Origin of the sequence: Shinella agrisoli (assembly GCF_046557955.1) — a bacterium.
Classification (GTDB): domain Bacteria; phylum Pseudomonadota; class Alphaproteobacteria; order Rhizobiales; family Rhizobiaceae; genus Shinella.
Genome location: NZ_JBJIEP010000001.1, coordinates 225,840 through 239,777, shown reverse-complemented (window position 1 = coordinate 239,777; position 13,938 = coordinate 225,840). Strand labels below are relative to the sequence as shown.

The following is a 13,938-nucleotide window of genomic DNA, read 5'->3' as shown; positions in this document are numbered from 1 at the left end:
TCCGGTGCCGGCCAATTTACCGAGGAGCATCCATGACCATCCATGCCAAACCCGTCCACCTGCCGACGATCGACTTCTCCCGCTTCTACGGCAGCCCCGCAGAGCGCGAGAGCTTCATCAGGGACCTGACCCGCATCCTGCACGATCACGGCTTCTTCTATCTCACCGGCCATGGCGTGCCGCAGAGCCTGATCGACGACGTGCTTGCCACATCCAAGCGGTTCTTCGCCCTGCCGGAAGCGGACAAGCTGGCGATCGAGATGGTGAAATCGCCGCATTTCCGCGGCTACAACCGCGCCGGCTACGAGCGCACCCGCGGCGAGCAGGACTGGCGCGAGCAGCTCGACATCAACACGGAAGGCACGGCGGTGGAAGCCGGGCCGGACACGCCCTGGAACCGCCTCTACGGCCCGAACCAGTGGCCGGAAGCGCTGCCGGAGCTGAAGCCGCTGCTGCTGCGCTACCAGGCCGAAGTCACCCGCGTCGGCATCGACATCCTCAAGGCCATCGCGCTGTCGCTCGGCCAGCCGGAAAGCGCCTTCGCCGAGATCTACGAGCCGTCGCCCTCGCAGCTCCTGAAGATCATCCGCTATCCCGGCCGCGAGGCGGCCGGCAGCGACCAGGGCGTCGGCGCGCACAAGGACGGCGGCTTCGTCACGGTCCTCCTCCAGGACACGACGCCGGGCCTGCGCATCCGCACGGAGGACGGCGTCTGGATCGAGGCGCCGCCGGTGCCGGGAACGTTCGTCATCAACAGCGGCGAGCTCCTGGAACTGGCGACGAACGGTTTCGTGCGGGCCGACGTGCACGACGTCGTCACCCCGCCGGCCGGCACGGAGCGCTTCTCCGTCGCCTTCTTCCTCGGCGCGCGTTACGACGCCACCATCCCCGTCATCCCCCTGCCGGAGGACCTGAGGCGCGGCGAACGGGGCGTGACGGTCGATCCGCTCAACCCGATCTTCCGCGAGGTCGGCATCAATCACCTGAAGAGCCGCCTGCGCTCCCATCCGGACGTCGCGGCCAAGCACCATCCGGACCTGCTGCATCTTCTTGAAAAGCCGGTCAAGGCGTGACGTCCCGCCCGCCCCGGAGGGCGGGCATTCCATCCTCGATGAGGCCGAACCATGTCCGGACACGAGAACAACATCGTCTTCCTTCCCGTCGAGGACGCCGCCCGCGGCGCGGTCGCCGCGCTGTGGGAAACCCTGCGGCAGGAGGCCGATGCGGCCGCCGAGCGCGACCGGGCGCTGGCGCGCGCGATGAACTCGGCCGTGCTGATGCATGCGAGTTTCGGCCATGCGCTCTCGCACCGCCTGGCGATCAAGCTCGCCGATCACGATGTCGATCGCGACGAGCTTCTTGCGCTGATCTACGGCGCCTACACCGACAAGCCGGGCCTGCTCGGGGCAGCGGCGGCGGACCTTCAGGCCGTGAAGGACCGCGACCCCAGCAACACGGAGCTCCTGACGCCGTTCCTCTACTTCAAGGGCTTTTCCGCGCTGCAGGCCTACCGCGTCGGCCATTGGCTCTGGACGACGGGCCGCCGGCATCTCGCCCGCCACATCCAGAGCCGGATTTCGGAGACCTTCGCGATCGACATCCATCCCGCGGCGGTGATGGGCCGCGGCATCATGCTGGACCACGGCAGCGGCCTCGTCATCGGCGAGACGGCGGTCGTGGAGGATGAGGTCTCCATCCTCCAGAACGTGACGCTGGGCGGGACCGGCAAGGAAACCGGCGACCGCCATCCGAAGGTGCGACGCGGCGTGCTGATCGGCGCGGGGGCGAAGGTGCTCGGCAACATCGAGGTGGGCGTCGGTGCCAAGATCGGCGCCGGCAGCGTCGTTCTCAGCCCCGTCAGGCCCTTCACCTCCGTCGTCGGCGTTCCGGCAAGGCCCGTGGGCAAGCCGCATACGGCCCTGCCGGGCGTGACCATGGACCAGTCCCTCAGCGAACCGGAATACACGATCTGATCCCCGGTGTGCAGCCCGGCGACGGACGGGGAGCAAGTGCGTTTAAATTCTACAAAGATTATAGAATATACTCCCTTCCGAACGTTATGGAAGCAGGCGATGCTCTTCCCGTTGCTTTGAGCTTAGGGGAGTTATGACATGACGGGAATCTGGGGCATCAGGACACTTTCGGCGGCCGCCTTGGCGACGACGTTCCTCGCCGGGCCGGCATTGGCGTCGGACGCGCTGGTCGATGCGAAGTGGCTGCAGGACAATCTTTCGAACCCGAAGGTCCGGGTCTTCGAAGTCAGCGTCGATACCGGCGTCTACGAACGCGGCCATATTCCGGGCGCTGCCCATCTCGACTGGCACACCGATCTCGTCGATCCGCAGAAGCGCGACATCGCCAGCCGCGAGGCGTTCGAAAAGGTCCTGCGCGATGCCGGCGTCGACAAGGACACGACGATCGTCCTCTACGGCGACAACAACAACTGGTTCGCCGCATGGGGCGCGTGGGTGTTCGAGGTCTATGGCCTCGGCAACCAGGTCAGGCTGCTCGACGGCGGGCGCAAGCTCTGGGAGGCGCAGGGCCTGCCGCTCGACACGGCCGTTCCGGACCATGCTGACTCCACGCTGACGCTGGCCGATCGCGACAATTCCGTGCGCGCGCGCTTCGTCGACGTCGTCGCGGTGGCGGAGGGCAAGCACGACATCAAGCTCGTCGATATCCGCTCGGCGGACGAATATTCCGGCAAGATCTTCGCGCCCGAGGGCGTGAAGGAACTGTCGGTGCGCGCCGGCCATATTCCCGGCGCCGTCAACGTTCCCTGGGGCACGATCGTCAACGAGGACGGCACCTTCAAGTCGGCCGACGAGATCAAGGCGATCTATGCGGAGAAGGGGGTCGACGGCTCGACGCCCGTCATCACCTATTGCCGCATCGGCGAGCGGTCGAGCCACACCTGGTTCGCGCTGAAGAAGATCCTCGGCTACGACGTGCGCAACTATGACGGCTCCTGGACCGAATACGGCAATGCCGTCGGCGTGCCGGTGAACAACATCGCCGGCACGGTCTGGACCGGGAAGTAACAGCGGTTCCCGAAAGCGCGGCTTCAGGCCGCGCGGGATGCCGACGCGGGCGGACGACCTCCCAGGTCCGCCCGCATTTTCATTTCCAGCCGACGGATCTCCATGTCTCCCATCGCCGCCCGCTTCCTTTCCCTGTCGACGCTCGTTCTCGTCGTCGCCTGGAGCATCTGGCTGGCGCAGGATGCCGGCGGGCGGGCTCTCTCCTTCTCGCTCATCGCCGGCAGTGCGTTCGGCATCGTCCTGCAAAGGGGCCGGTTCTGCTTCCTGTGCAACCTGCGCGACTTCGTCGAGGAGCGGGACGCCTCCGGCGTGGTCGCCATCCTGGCGGCGCTCGCCGCGGGGATCGTCCTCTACCAGGCCGTGCTCGGGGCCTGGGTGCCTGTGCCCCAGCCGGACCGCCTGCCGCCCAATGCGCATGTCGGCCCCGTCGGTCCGGTGCTTGCGGTGGCCGCCTTCGCCTTCGGCCTCGGCATGGCCATCTCCGGCTCCTGCCTGTCGGCGCATCTTTACCGGCTGGGCGAGGGAGCCTTCGGCTCGATAGCCGCCCTCCTCGGCGCGGCTGCGGGCTTCCTGATAGGCTTTCGGACCTGGAACGCGCTCTATACCCTCACGGTGTTCGACGATCCGCCGATCTGGCTTCCCGGCGTCGCGGGCTATGCCGGCGCCACGCTGGCCGCATTGCTCGCTCTCGCATCGATCGCGTGGCTGGTCCTCTCCAAGGCTGCGCCGTTGCCGAAGAGCGATTCCGCCACACCTTACGAGATGGTCTTCATCCGGCGCTGGCCGCCGGTCGTGACGGGGCTTCTGGTGGCCGTCATCAGCGCCTTGGCCTATCTGCGCGTGGCGCCGCTCGGCGTGACGGCGGAACTGGGCAGCCTCGTGCGCACGGGCGGATTGTCCTTGAACCTCGTTCCCGAGACCCTTGTCGGCCTGGACACGGTTCGCGGCTGCGTCAGCGCGGTCAAGACGGCGCTGCTGTCGCCGAACGGCCTCTTCGTCACCGGGATGGTGCTGGCGAGCTTCGCCGCCGCCCTGCCGGCGGGGCGTTTCAAGCCGTCCTGGCCGGGTCCGTCGGGCCTGGCTGCGCGCTTTGCCGGCGGCGTCCTGATGGGCTGGGGCGCGATGACGGGCCTCGGCTGCACCGTCGGCGTTCTGCTGTCCGGCATTCATGCCGGCGCCGTTTCGGGCTGGGTCTTTCTCGTCTTCTGCACGCTGGGCGCCGTCCTCGGCCTGGCGGGCCGGCGCCGGCTCGTGCGCAACGCCTGACCCCGATCGATAACGGTCACCGCGCCTGCCTGCCCTGGACGACGCGGTCGAGAACGATGGCGCAAAGCAGGATGGCAAGACCGGCGAGGAGCCCCTGGCCCTGCGCGGCATATTGCAGGGCATGCAGCACGTCCTCGCCGAGGCCCTTGGCGCCGATGAGGGCGGCGATCACCACCATGGACAGGCACATGAGGATCGTCTGGCTGATGCCGGCCATGATCGAGGGGGCGGCGGTCGGCAGGTCGACCTTGAAGAGGATGAACCGGCGCGAGGCGCCGAAGGCGACCGCGGCCTCGCGCACCGAGGCGGGGACGGAGGCGATGCCGAGCGCCGTCAGCCGCACCACCGGCGGTATGCCGAAGATGACGGTCGCGATGATGCCCGAGGGCTTGCCGATGCCGAAGAGCGCGATCACCGGGATCAGGTAGACGAAGGCCGGCATGGTCTGCATGAAATCGAGCAGCGGACGCACGACCGCCGCGAGGCGCCGGTTGTAGCCGCAGAGCACGCCGAGCGGGATGCCGATCGCGATCGAGATCAGGGCCGCCGTGCCGAGAAGCGCGACGGTCTGCATGCTTTTCTCCCAGTACCCGAGGATCGCCAGATAGCTGATCGCGACGAAGGTGAGGAGGAAGACGCGAAAGCCGGCGAGCTGCCAGGCGATCGCCAGGATCACGGCCATCACCACCGGCCAGGGCGTTTCGGTGAGGATCGCCTCCATCAGGCCCAGCATGGCGTTGATCGTCCGCGTCAGGGCGTTCGCCGCGGGCGCGACGGCGCTGCTGATCGCGCCGATGGCCCGGTCGAGCCAGGCGGCGGCGCTTGAATTCCAGGCCGGATCGCTCGGGAACGCGTCGAACAGGGTCCGGTCGCCGAAATGGATGGCGATGATCGGCTCGAAGACGGCGAGGAGGATCGCGGCGCCGGCGGCATGCGGCAGGCTGAAGCCCGCCTTGCGGGCGTCTGCCTCGAGCCGCCACTCGCGAAAACGCCGCTCCGCCAGGTGGTTTGCAAGGACGCCCGCGGCAAGGCGTGCGGCGATGAAGAGGCCGCCGCCGAGCGCGACGATCAGGCTGGCTCCCGAGCGCGCGTCCTCGGCGGCTTGCCGGGCCTCTTTCGCGGCCTGCTCCAGCGCGGCGGCCGAGCGCGTCAGCGACTTGGCGATGGAGGATGCCGCGTCCTTGTCGTTCGCGGCCCTGGCCTCGGAAAGGCGCGCGGCGGCAAGCGCTTCCAGCCGCTCGGCGCGGGCGCCCTGTTCCGTGCCAGCGCCTCCGGCAAGGGCAAACGCGATCAGAACGACGGCGAGAAGGTCGGCGATGAGGAAGGGCCAGAAGGCCGACCACAGGCGGCGCCCGCCGAGCCAGACCGGGCCGAGCAGGGCCGCGGCGATGTTGAAGGAGGGCACAAAGCCGCGGCGCTCGCCGATCTTGCGGAAAGCTTCCCGATAATAGGCGCCGTTGGTGCCGGCGAAGCGCTCCACCGCCTCGTCGCGTGCGGAATGGTCGCTCATGCGATGGCCCTCGCCTTGGCGGACGGAGTTTCCTGCCTTGCGGGAAGGCGGGCGTTTTCGACGAAGCGGCGGACATAGTCGTCGGCCGGCCGGTCCACGAGGGCCTCGGCGGTCCCGGCCTGGACGATGCGGCCGGCGCGCATGAGCACGACGCGGTCGGCGATGCGGAAGGCCTCGTCGACGTCGTGGGTCACGAAGACCGTGGTCTTGCCGAGCTCGCGCGACAGCGCCATGAACTGCGTCTGGAGATCGTGGCGGATCAGCGGATCGAGCGCGCTGAACGGCTCGTCCATCAAGAGGATGTCCGGATCGGCGGCAAGCGCGCGGGCGAGGCCGACACGCTGCTGCATGCCGCCGGAAAGGGCATGGACGCGCCGGTCGCCGAGGCCTTCGAGGCCGACGCGGGCGAGAAGCTCGTCGGCACGGTCCTCGCGTTTCGTCCTGGCGATGCCCAGGATCTCCAGCGGCAAGGCGACGTTGTCGCGGACCGACAGGTGCGCGAGCAGGGCGTGGGACTGGAAGACCATGCCGATGCGGCGCGAGCGCAGCTCGCGCAGCGCCTTCGGCCCCAGCGCGAGCACATCGCCGCCGTCGATCCGCACCGTGCCCGCGCTCGGCTCGAGCAGGCGGTTGATGAGGCGCACGAGCGTGGACTTGCCGCTGCCCGAAAGGCCCATCAGGCAGACGAGCTCCCCCTTGCCGACGGACAGGCTCGCGCCGCCGACGCCGATGACGGCGCGAAGGCGCTTGAGGACGGCCGCATCAGGCTCCGCCCGGCGGGCCTCGGCGAGAATCGCCCGCTCGTCCGTGCCGAAAACCTTCCAGACGTCCTCAAGCTCGATCATCGCTCAGTTCCCGATCCAGCCGGCGACGAGGTCCTGGTTGGCGGCAACCCATTCCTTGGCGGCGGCGTCGGGCGTCTTGCCTTCGACGGCGATTGCGTAGGCGAGCTTGCTCACGGCGTCGGTGGTGAACGTGACCTTCTCGAGGATCGCGGCAACCTCGGGCGCGCTGTCCGCCAGCGATTTCGAATAGGCGATGTGGATCGCCGCGTCCTTATAGGCGGACTTGATCGACGACTTTTCCAGCCAGTTCGGGTCGGAAGGCTCGACGAAGGTCCAGCTCGCAGCGTCATGCGCCGGCTCTTCCAGCACTTCGAGCTCGTACCGCGCGAAATTCTGGTGCGGGCCGTAGCAATAGCCGATCCAGCCGGTGCCGGCCTTCACGGCGGCGTCGAGGTCGGCGGTCGCGACCGCTTCGTCCGTCGTCTGGAGCTCGAAGAAATCGGCAAAGCCGTAGTCGCGGGCGCGCACGGTCTCGATGTTCGTCGACAGCCAGCCGGCCGCGCCGATCCAGATCCTGCCCTTGCCCTTTCCGTCGGCCGAGAAGACGGCCGCCTTCGCCGGATCGGAAAGGTCGAAGACCGAATGGATGTCGTGCTTGTCCGCCGTCGCCTTCGTGGTGCAATAGCCCTGCGTGCCGGCATAGGAGTTGGCCGCGAGCTTCACCTTGCCGCCTTCGCCGGCATACTGGTCGACGAGCGCCTGCTGGTTCGGCAGCCAGACGTCGGTCCAGATGTCGATCTCGCCGCCGTTGCGGTTCAGCGCCTCCCAGATGACGGGGACGGAGCCGGCCTTCACGGCCTCGACTTCCTTGCCGAGCTGGTCTTCGAGCAGCACCTTCACGACATAGGCGGTGCCCTGCGCGGTGGCGTAGCCGGGATCGGCGACGGTGATGGGATTGGCCTGGGCGAGCGCCGGAAAGAGGACGGCGAGCGCGGCGGAGGTTGCCAGAAGCGTCTTGAGGGTCGTGTGCATGTCAGGTTCCGTTGGCTTGGGTTTGATTTCCGGCGCGGTTCCGGCCGTCGTCGGGCCGGTTGCGCGCAAGGGCGGGAAGGCCGAGCCGCTCGCGCAGCGAGCCGGTTCGCGGGCCGGGATTGAGGAGGCCACGGTCGCGCAAGAGCGGCACGACCCCGTCGATGAAGTCGTCCTGCCCGTTCGGGAACGTCGGCGGAAGAAGCATGAAGCCGTCGGCGGCGCCGCTCGCGGTCCAGTCCTCGATCTGGCCGGCGATCTCCTCGGGCGTGCCGATGACCTGCCAATGTCCGCGGGCGCCGGCGATGAGGCGGGCGAGCGCGCCGACGGAAAGGCCTTCCTTGCGGGCAAGGCCCGCCAGAAGCGCCTGGCGGCTGCGGATCGAGTTGGAGACCGGCAGGTCCGGCAGCGGGCCGTCGATGTCGATGCCGGAAAGATCGATGTCGCCGAGATAGGTTTCGAGCAGCGAGAGCGCGACATCCGGCTGGATGAGGTCCTGCAGCTCGGCATATTTGTCCTCCGCCTCGCTCTTCGTCCTGCCGATGACGGGGAAGATGCCGGGCAGGATCAGAACGTCGTCGGCGTTCTTGCCGGAGGCGGCCCGGCGCTTCCTGATGTCCTGGTAGAAACCGCGGGCCGAGACGATGTCGGTCTGCGCGGTGAAGACGACGTCCGCCGTGCGGGCGGCGAGCGCCTTGCCGGCATCCGACGAGCCGGCCTGCACCAGCAGCGGACGGCCCTGGCGGGAGGGAATGACGTTGAGCGGGCCCTTGCTGCGGAAATAGCGTCCTTCATGGTCGACGCTGCGCACCGCGTCCGGGGCAAGGAAGACGCCGCTCTCCTTGTCCCGCACGAAGCCGTCCGGATTCCAGCTGCCCCAGAGGGCGAGCACGGCATCGACGAATTCGTCGGCACGGGCGTAGCGGGCGGCATGGTCGAAATCCGGCCCCGGATTGAAGTTGTCGCTCTCCTGCTGAAGCGAGGAGGTAACGATGTTCCAGCCGATGCGCCCGTTGCTGATGAGGTCGAGGGAGGCGAGCTGCCTTGCCAGGTTATAAGGTTCGCTGAAGGTGGTGGAGGCGGTCGCCACCACGCCGATCGTCTGCGTCGCGGTGGCGACCGCGGCCGCAAGGGTCAGCGCCTCGAAGCCGTGGGACCACTCGTCGACGCGGCGCAGGGCCTCCGCCCGGCTCTTCGGCACGCCGAGCCGATCGGAGATGAAGGCGATCTCGAAGCCCGCCGCCTCAGCGGCGCGGGCCGCGCCGATATAATGGGCGACGTCGATATTGGCATCGACCTGCGTCGAAGGATGCCGCCACGCGGCGACGTGATGGCCGCTGGGGTAAAGGATGGTGCCGAGGACGATCTTGCGTGCGGACATGGCCAGGTTTTCGTTTTGCTGTCGTTCTTTATATTTTTCCGAGCGCCGCCGAAGCGGCGGGCGGCAATCGGCCCGCCGGCTGGCGGGGTGGCCATCCGGATAAGCGGCTGACGTGTCTGGGCGCCGAACGCCGCGCGACCGGCCGCCCGGGATGCGGCTACGACGCCGAGGTCAGCTTGACGTTGCCGCCATGGCCGCCGCCGCCGAAGACTTGGCGGTCGCCGAAGGAGGCGCGCAGCTGGTTCCGGGGGCCGGGCAGGCCGAGCTCGGGGAAGAGCAGTTCGCTGACGCGGTAGGCCTCCTCCACATGGGGATAGCCGGAGGCGATGACCGTATCGATGCCGAGCGCCTGATATTCGCGCAGCCGCGCGGCAACGGTCTTCGGCGAGCCGACGAGGGCGGTGCCGGCGCCCGAGCGCACGAGGCCGATGCCGGCCCACAGGTTCGGCGAGACCTCCAGCTTGTCGCGCCGGCCGTTGTGCAGCGCGACCATCCGGGCCTGGCCGACGGAGTCGGAGTTCTTCGTCAGCACTTCCTGCGCGGAGGCGATGGCCTGGTCGGAGAGCTTGGAGATCAGCCTGTCGGCGGCCTCCCAGGCCTCCTCGTCCGTCTCGCGGACGATGAAATGGAGGCGGATGCCGAAGGTCGCCTCGCGGCCCTTGGCCGCGGCGGCCTTGCGGGCGTGCGCGATCTTTTCGGCCACCTGCGCCGGCGGTTCGCCCCAGGTCAGGTACTTGTCGACGAGGCCGCCGGCAAAATCGATCGCCGCGTCGGACGACCCGCCGAAATAGATCGGCGGACGCGGCTGCTGCACCGGCGGCAGGCCGAGCCTGGCGTCGATCGCCTTGATGTACTTGCCGTCGAGGGTCGAGCGGCCGGTCTCGATCAGCTCGTTGAAGACCTGGAAGAATTCCGCCGCGTGGTCGTAGCGCTCGTCGTGCGGCAGGAAGATGCCGTCGCCGGCAAGCTCCTGCGCGCTGCCGCCCACGACGATGTTGAGAAGCAGACGGCCGTTGGACACGCGGTCGAGCGTCGAGGCAAGCCGTGCGTAGTAGGCGGGCGTCGCCGTGCCGGGGCGGATCGCCACCAGGAATTTCAGCCTTTCGGTGCGCGCGGCAAGGTCTGCGGCCAGCACGAAGGATTCCTCGCACGCCGCCCCGACGGGGATGAGCACGCCAGAATAGCCGAGCCGATCGACGGCAACCGCGATCTCCCGGAAATAGCCCGGATCCGGCGGACGGCTCAACTCGTCCGAGCCCAGATAGGAACCGTCGCCGGAACTCGGGATGAACCAGAGGAAATCGAGGGGCTGGTCGGTCTTGCTCATGGAATGCGGTCCTGCCTGGGCGGATGCTGGAAAATCCCCGCCTGCCGGGGCGGGCGGTTTCAGGGCAGAATAATAAATTCTATAGTTTCAGTAAGAAATTCTATTCTCTTATGCTCCGGCTGGCTGGATTATTCATCGCGGCTTCCATCTCCAAGGGGGCGGCGGCCTGCCGCGGCGCCGGGTGCCCGCCGCCGGCCAGCCTGCGCTCCAGCCACCGGCTGTAGCGGGAGGCTCCGAAGCAGATGACGAAATAGACGAGGGCGACGACGATATAGGCCTCGTTGTAGAAGCCGAGCCATTTCGGATCGGCGGCCGCGGCGCGGGCGGCGTTGAGAATGTCGAAGATGCCGATGACGGCGAGCAGGGACGTCGCCAGCAGAAAGCCGATGGCGAGATTGAGCATGCCCGGGATGACGATGCGGAAGGCCTGCGGCAGGATGATCAGGCGCTGCGTCTTCCAGTAGCCGAGGCCGAGCGCGGTCGCCGCCTCCCTCTGTCCGTTGGGAATGGCCTGGAGCCCGGCGCGGATGACCTCGGCGATGTAGGCGGCCCAGAACAGCGTCACCATGAGGATGGCGCGCAGCATCTTGTCGAAGGAGAGGCCGTCCGGCAGGGCCATCGGCAGGATCAGCATGGCGACATAGAGGATGCCGACCATCGGCGTGCCGCGCATGAGCTCGATATAGAGGACGGAGAAGGTGCGCAGGCCCCCGAGCGCCGACCGGCGGGCGAGCGCCAGCAGCACGGCGATCGGCGTCGCGGCGGCGAAGCAGACGGCCCAGACGAAGAGCGTCACCGGCAGTCCGCCCCACTGGTTCGACGGGATCGGCGCGGCGGTGAAGGCGCCCTGCATCAGCAGCCAGCAGGCGAGGATGGTGAGCGGCCAGGCGAGAAGCAGGAAGCGGCCCCAGAAGCGGGGCAGGGCGCTCGCCGTCAGGATCGCCGCCAGCAGCAGGATGACGAGCGCCGGGCGCCATTGCAGGTCCGGCGGGTAGAAGGCGAACAGGATGAAGCGCAGCTTCGCCGTCACGAAGGCCCAGCAGGCGCCCTCCCGCGTGCAGGCGCCCGAGTCGCCGGTGAAGGTGGCGTCGAGCACGGCCCAGCGCAGGAGCGGCGGCACGAGCTGCGAAAGGACCAGCAGGGTCGCAACGGTGATCAGCGTGTTCGCGCGGGTGCCGAACAGGCCGGCGCGAAGCGTCGCGAGGGTGCGCGCGGCGGCCGTCATCGGGTGCTTCCCCGCAGGGCGACGCGGTTGTTGTAGGTGTTCATCAGGGCGGAGAGGGAAAGGTTGATCGCAAGGAAGGTGCCTATCAGGATGACCAGCGCCTCCATGGATTGGCCGGTCGTGTTGGCCGTGGTGTTGATGATGCTGACGAGGTCGGGAAAGCCGATCGCCACGGCAAGGCTCGAATCCTTCGTGAGGTCGAGATAGCTCGATGTCGTCAGCGGCGTGATGACGCGCAGCGCCTGCGGCAGCACGACGAGGCGGACGATCTGGCCGTCATGCAGGCCGAGCGCCCGCGCTGCTTCCCACTGGCCGGTTCCCACCGACTGGATGCCCGCCCGCACGATCTCCGCGATGAGGGCGGAGAACTTGACGACGAGGCCGGTGAGGAGAGCGGCGAATTCCGGCGAGAGATTGAGCCCGCCGCGGATGTTGAAGCCGGAAAGCGCCGGCGCCTCGGCGACCAGCCGGGCGCCGGACAGGAAGAGGAAGGCGAGGGTCGCAACGAACATGAAGGCAAGCGCCGCGGCGCCGGTGCGGCGCGTCAGCCGGCCGGCGGCGCGCAGCGCGAGGATGAGCGCGAGGCCCGTAAGGCCCGCGAGCGCCAGCACGGCCGGCAGGCCCAGCAGTCCGCCCTCCAGCGTAAGCGAGGGCAGGTAGACGCCGCGATTGGTGAGAAACACCGTTCCGAAAAGAGCCGAGGCCTGGCGCGGCGCGGGCAGGGCCTTGGCGAGCGACATCCAGAAGAAGAGCTGGAGCAGGAGCGGCGTGTTGCGGGTGATCTCGATGAACCAGCGCACGAGCCCGGAGAGCAGCAGGTTTCGCGAGAGGCCGGCAATGCCGATGGCGACGCCGAGGATCGTCGCAAGCAGGCAGCCGAGCAGGGAGACCTTCAGCGTGTTGAGGAGCCCCGCGAGGATCGCGCGCAGGTAGGTGTCGCCCGCCCGGAACGCGATCGGGCTCTCGCCGATCTCGAAATTGGCCGAACTCGACAGGAAGCCGAAGCCGGGCAGGATGCCGACGCGCGCCATGGTCTCGAGCACGTTCTGGACGAACAGCCAGCCCAGAAGGGCGCACGCGGCGAGGAAGGCGAGCTGGCCGATCGGCCAGCCGCCCCACCAGGCGCGGGCTTTTCCAAAAGTGCCGGGCCGCGGAGGGCCCGGCACGACGGCGGTGCGGAACATGCGTCCGTCAGACATCAGCGGAACGGCGGCGAGTAGAGCAGGCCGCCATCGGTCCACAGGCTGTTGTAGCCGCGTTCCCAGCCGAGCGGCTTGAGATGGCGGTCGAAGATCTCGCCGTAATTGCCGACGGTCTTGATGATGTTGTAGGCCCACTTCGGATCGAGGCCCAGCTCGCCGGCAAAGGACGGATCGACGCCGAGGAAGCGCTGGATCGCCGGATCCTCCGATTCTAGGAACTCGTCGACATTCTTGGAGGTGATGCCCCATTCCTCGGCCTGGATCGTCGCGTTCACCGTCCAGTTGACGAGCTCCAGCCAGCGGTCGTCGCCGCCGGCGATCGCGGGCGCGAGCGGCTCCTTGGAAAGGCGCTCGGGCAGGAGCACGTAGTCGTCCGGGTTCTTCAGCTGCGTGCGCTTGCCGACGAGGTCGGAGGAATCCTGCGTGATCGCATCGACGCGGCCGGATTCGAGCGCATCGATGAACTGCCCGGTATCCTCGATGGTGACCGGGGTGAAGCTCTTGCCGGTCTTGCGGAAGAAATCGGCGACGTTGAGCTCGCCCGTCGTGCCGCTCTGCGCGCCGATCGTCGCGCCGTCGAGATCGGCGGCTTTCGTCACGCCGAGGTCCTTGCGCACGAGAATGCCCTGCCCGTCATAGAAGATCGTCGGGCCGAAGTGGAAGCCGAGCTTGAAGGCGCGGGTGGCGGTGACCGTCACGCCGGAAAGCAGGATGTCGAACTCGCCGCTCTGCAGCGCGGGAAGGCGCTGCTGCGGCGAGGAAGAGGTGAACTCCACCTTGTCGGGCGTGCCGAAGACGGCAATGGAAAGGGCACGGCCGAAATCGATGAAGAAGCCCTGCCACTTGCCGTCGCTGTCCGGCGCAAAGAAACCGGGCGTGGTGCCGACGCCGACCTTGATGGCGCCGCGCTGGTTGATCTTGTCGAGTGTCGGGCCGGCATGGGCAGGAGCGGAGAAGAAGGTGGCGGCAAGCAAGGCGGCAGCCGCCGTCGCCTTCACCGCCCGCCGGAGGGTATCATGCGCTATCATATTGAAATGTCCCCATTTTCAAAAGAATCGAGCTTCCACCGGATGGGCGCTCTGCCGGACAGCGGAAGACATGTTTATATTATCTATAAAATTAGTGTATTTAAGGAACGGCCATCCAAATTTTGATGGTTAGAAGGGAAATTG

Annotated in this window: 12 protein-coding genes; 4 read left to right on the top strand and 8 right to left on the bottom strand. The window is 67.9% G+C overall.

Annotation, left to right across the window (positions count from 1 at the left end; translation table 11 throughout):
* Window positions 1-32: 32 nt before the first annotated feature.
* The 4 genes from ACIIOY_RS01085 (at window position 33) to ACIIOY_RS01070 (ending at window position 4,307) form a co-directional block, all read left to right on the top strand.
* On the top strand, window positions 33-1,073 hold the full coding sequence (locus tag ACIIOY_RS01085) for an isopenicillin N synthase family dioxygenase (RefSeq protein ID WP_411032752.1): 1,041 nt from the start codon (window positions 33-35) through the stop codon (window positions 1,071-1,073).
* Between the two features lie 51 nt (window positions 1,074-1,124).
* Window positions 1,125-1,973, top strand: a complete 849-nt coding sequence (gene cysE, locus ACIIOY_RS01080; RefSeq protein WP_411032751.1) for a serine O-acetyltransferase — start codon at window positions 1,125-1,127, stop codon at window positions 1,971-1,973.
* Between the two features lie 138 nt (window positions 1,974-2,111).
* Window positions 2,112-3,041, top strand: coding sequence for a sulfurtransferase (locus ACIIOY_RS01075; protein ID WP_411032750.1), 930 nt, complete (start codon window positions 2,112-2,114; stop codon window positions 3,039-3,041).
* Window positions 3,042-3,143: 102 nt separating this feature from the next.
* Window positions 3,144-4,307, top strand: coding sequence for a YeeE/YedE family protein (locus ACIIOY_RS01070; RefSeq protein WP_411032749.1), 1,164 nt, complete (start codon window positions 3,144-3,146; stop codon window positions 4,305-4,307).
* Window positions 4,308-4,323: 16 nt separating this feature from the next.
* Here the strand turns inward: ACIIOY_RS01070 and ACIIOY_RS01065 are convergent, their stop codons facing one another.
* The 8 genes from ACIIOY_RS01065 to ACIIOY_RS01030 all read right to left on the bottom strand — a co-directional run bounded on the left by ACIIOY_RS01065 (window position 4,324) and on the right by ACIIOY_RS01030 (window position 13,794).
* On the bottom strand, window positions 4,324-5,817 hold the full coding sequence (locus tag ACIIOY_RS01065) for an ABC transporter permease (protein ID WP_411032748.1): 1,494 nt from the start codon (window positions 5,815-5,817) through the stop codon (window positions 4,324-4,326).
* Window positions 5,814-6,662, bottom strand: a complete 849-nt coding sequence (locus tag ACIIOY_RS01060; protein WP_411032747.1) for an ATP-binding cassette domain-containing protein — start codon at window positions 6,660-6,662, stop codon at window positions 5,814-5,816. The genes ACIIOY_RS01065 and ACIIOY_RS01060 overlap by 4 nt, the downstream gene beginning before the upstream one ends.
* Window positions 6,663-6,665: 3 nt before the next feature.
* A complete protein-coding gene (locus ACIIOY_RS01055) occupies window positions 6,666-7,634 on the bottom strand; it encodes an ABC transporter substrate-binding protein (protein WP_411032746.1) in 969 nt (322 codons plus the stop codon).
* A gap of 1 nt (window position 7,635) precedes the next feature.
* Complete coding sequence (locus ACIIOY_RS01050; RefSeq protein WP_411032745.1) at window positions 7,636-9,012, bottom strand: LLM class flavin-dependent oxidoreductase; 1,377 nt, start codon at window positions 9,010-9,012, stop codon at window positions 7,636-7,638.
* A gap of 157 nt (window positions 9,013-9,169) precedes the next feature.
* On the bottom strand, window positions 9,170-10,339 hold the full coding sequence (gene ssuD, locus ACIIOY_RS01045) for an FMNH2-dependent alkanesulfonate monooxygenase (protein WP_411032744.1): 1,170 nt from the start codon (window positions 10,337-10,339) through the stop codon (window positions 9,170-9,172).
* Window positions 10,340-10,439: 100 nt separating this feature from the next.
* The gene (locus ACIIOY_RS01040; protein ID WP_411032743.1) at window positions 10,440-11,564 is read right to left on the bottom strand and encodes an amino acid ABC transporter permease; all 1,125 of its coding nucleotides are present in this window, start codon (window positions 11,562-11,564) and stop codon (window positions 10,440-10,442) included.
* A complete protein-coding gene (locus ACIIOY_RS01035; protein WP_411032742.1) occupies window positions 11,561-12,763 on the bottom strand; it encodes an amino acid ABC transporter permease in 1,203 nt (400 codons plus the stop codon). The genes ACIIOY_RS01040 and ACIIOY_RS01035 overlap by 4 nt, the downstream gene beginning before the upstream one ends.
* Complete coding sequence (locus tag ACIIOY_RS01030) at window positions 12,763-13,794, bottom strand: amino acid ABC transporter substrate-binding protein (protein WP_411032741.1); 1,032 nt, start codon at window positions 13,792-13,794, stop codon at window positions 12,763-12,765. The genes ACIIOY_RS01035 and ACIIOY_RS01030 overlap by 1 nt, the downstream gene beginning before the upstream one ends.
* Between the last annotated feature and the right edge of the window lie 144 nt (window positions 13,795-13,938).

What these genes read in the sequence shown, in the direction of transcription:
- ACIIOY_RS01085 (WP_411032752.1), top strand. Translation starts at nt 33, where the DNA reads ATGACCATCCATGCCAAACCCGTCCACCTGCCGACGATCGACTTCTCC.
- cysE (WP_411032751.1), top strand. Translation starts at nt 1,125, where the DNA reads ATGTCCGGACACGAGAACAACATCGTCTTCCTTCCCGTCGAGGACGCC.
- ACIIOY_RS01075 (WP_411032750.1), top strand. Translation starts at nt 2,112, where the DNA reads ATGACGGGAATCTGGGGCATCAGGACACTTTCGGCGGCCGCCTTGGCG.
- ACIIOY_RS01070 (WP_411032749.1), top strand. Translation starts at nt 3,144, where the DNA reads ATGTCTCCCATCGCCGCCCGCTTCCTTTCCCTGTCGACGCTCGTTCTC.
- ACIIOY_RS01065 (WP_411032748.1), bottom strand. Translation starts at nt 5,817, where the DNA reads ATGAGCGACCATTCCGCACGCGACGAGGCGGTGGAGCGCTTCGCCGGC.
- ACIIOY_RS01060 (WP_411032747.1), bottom strand. Translation starts at nt 6,662, where the DNA reads ATGATCGAGCTTGAGGACGTCTGGAAGGTTTTCGGCACGGACGAGCGG.
- ACIIOY_RS01055 (WP_411032746.1), bottom strand. Translation starts at nt 7,634, where the DNA reads ATGCACACGACCCTCAAGACGCTTCTGGCAACCTCCGCCGCGCTCGCC.
- ACIIOY_RS01050 (WP_411032745.1), bottom strand. Translation starts at nt 9,012, where the DNA reads ATGTCCGCACGCAAGATCGTCCTCGGCACCATCCTTTACCCCAGCGGC.
- ssuD (WP_411032744.1), bottom strand. Translation starts at nt 10,339, where the DNA reads ATGAGCAAGACCGACCAGCCCCTCGATTTCCTCTGGTTCATCCCGAGT.
- ACIIOY_RS01040 (WP_411032743.1), bottom strand. Translation starts at nt 11,564, where the DNA reads ATGACGGCCGCCGCGCGCACCCTCGCGACGCTTCGCGCCGGCCTGTTC.
- ACIIOY_RS01035 (WP_411032742.1), bottom strand. Translation starts at nt 12,763, where the DNA reads ATGTCTGACGGACGCATGTTCCGCACCGCCGTCGTGCCGGGCCCTCCG.
- ACIIOY_RS01030 (WP_411032741.1), bottom strand. Translation starts at nt 13,794, where the DNA reads ATGATAGCGCATGATACCCTCCGGCGGGCGGTGAAGGCGACGGCGGCT.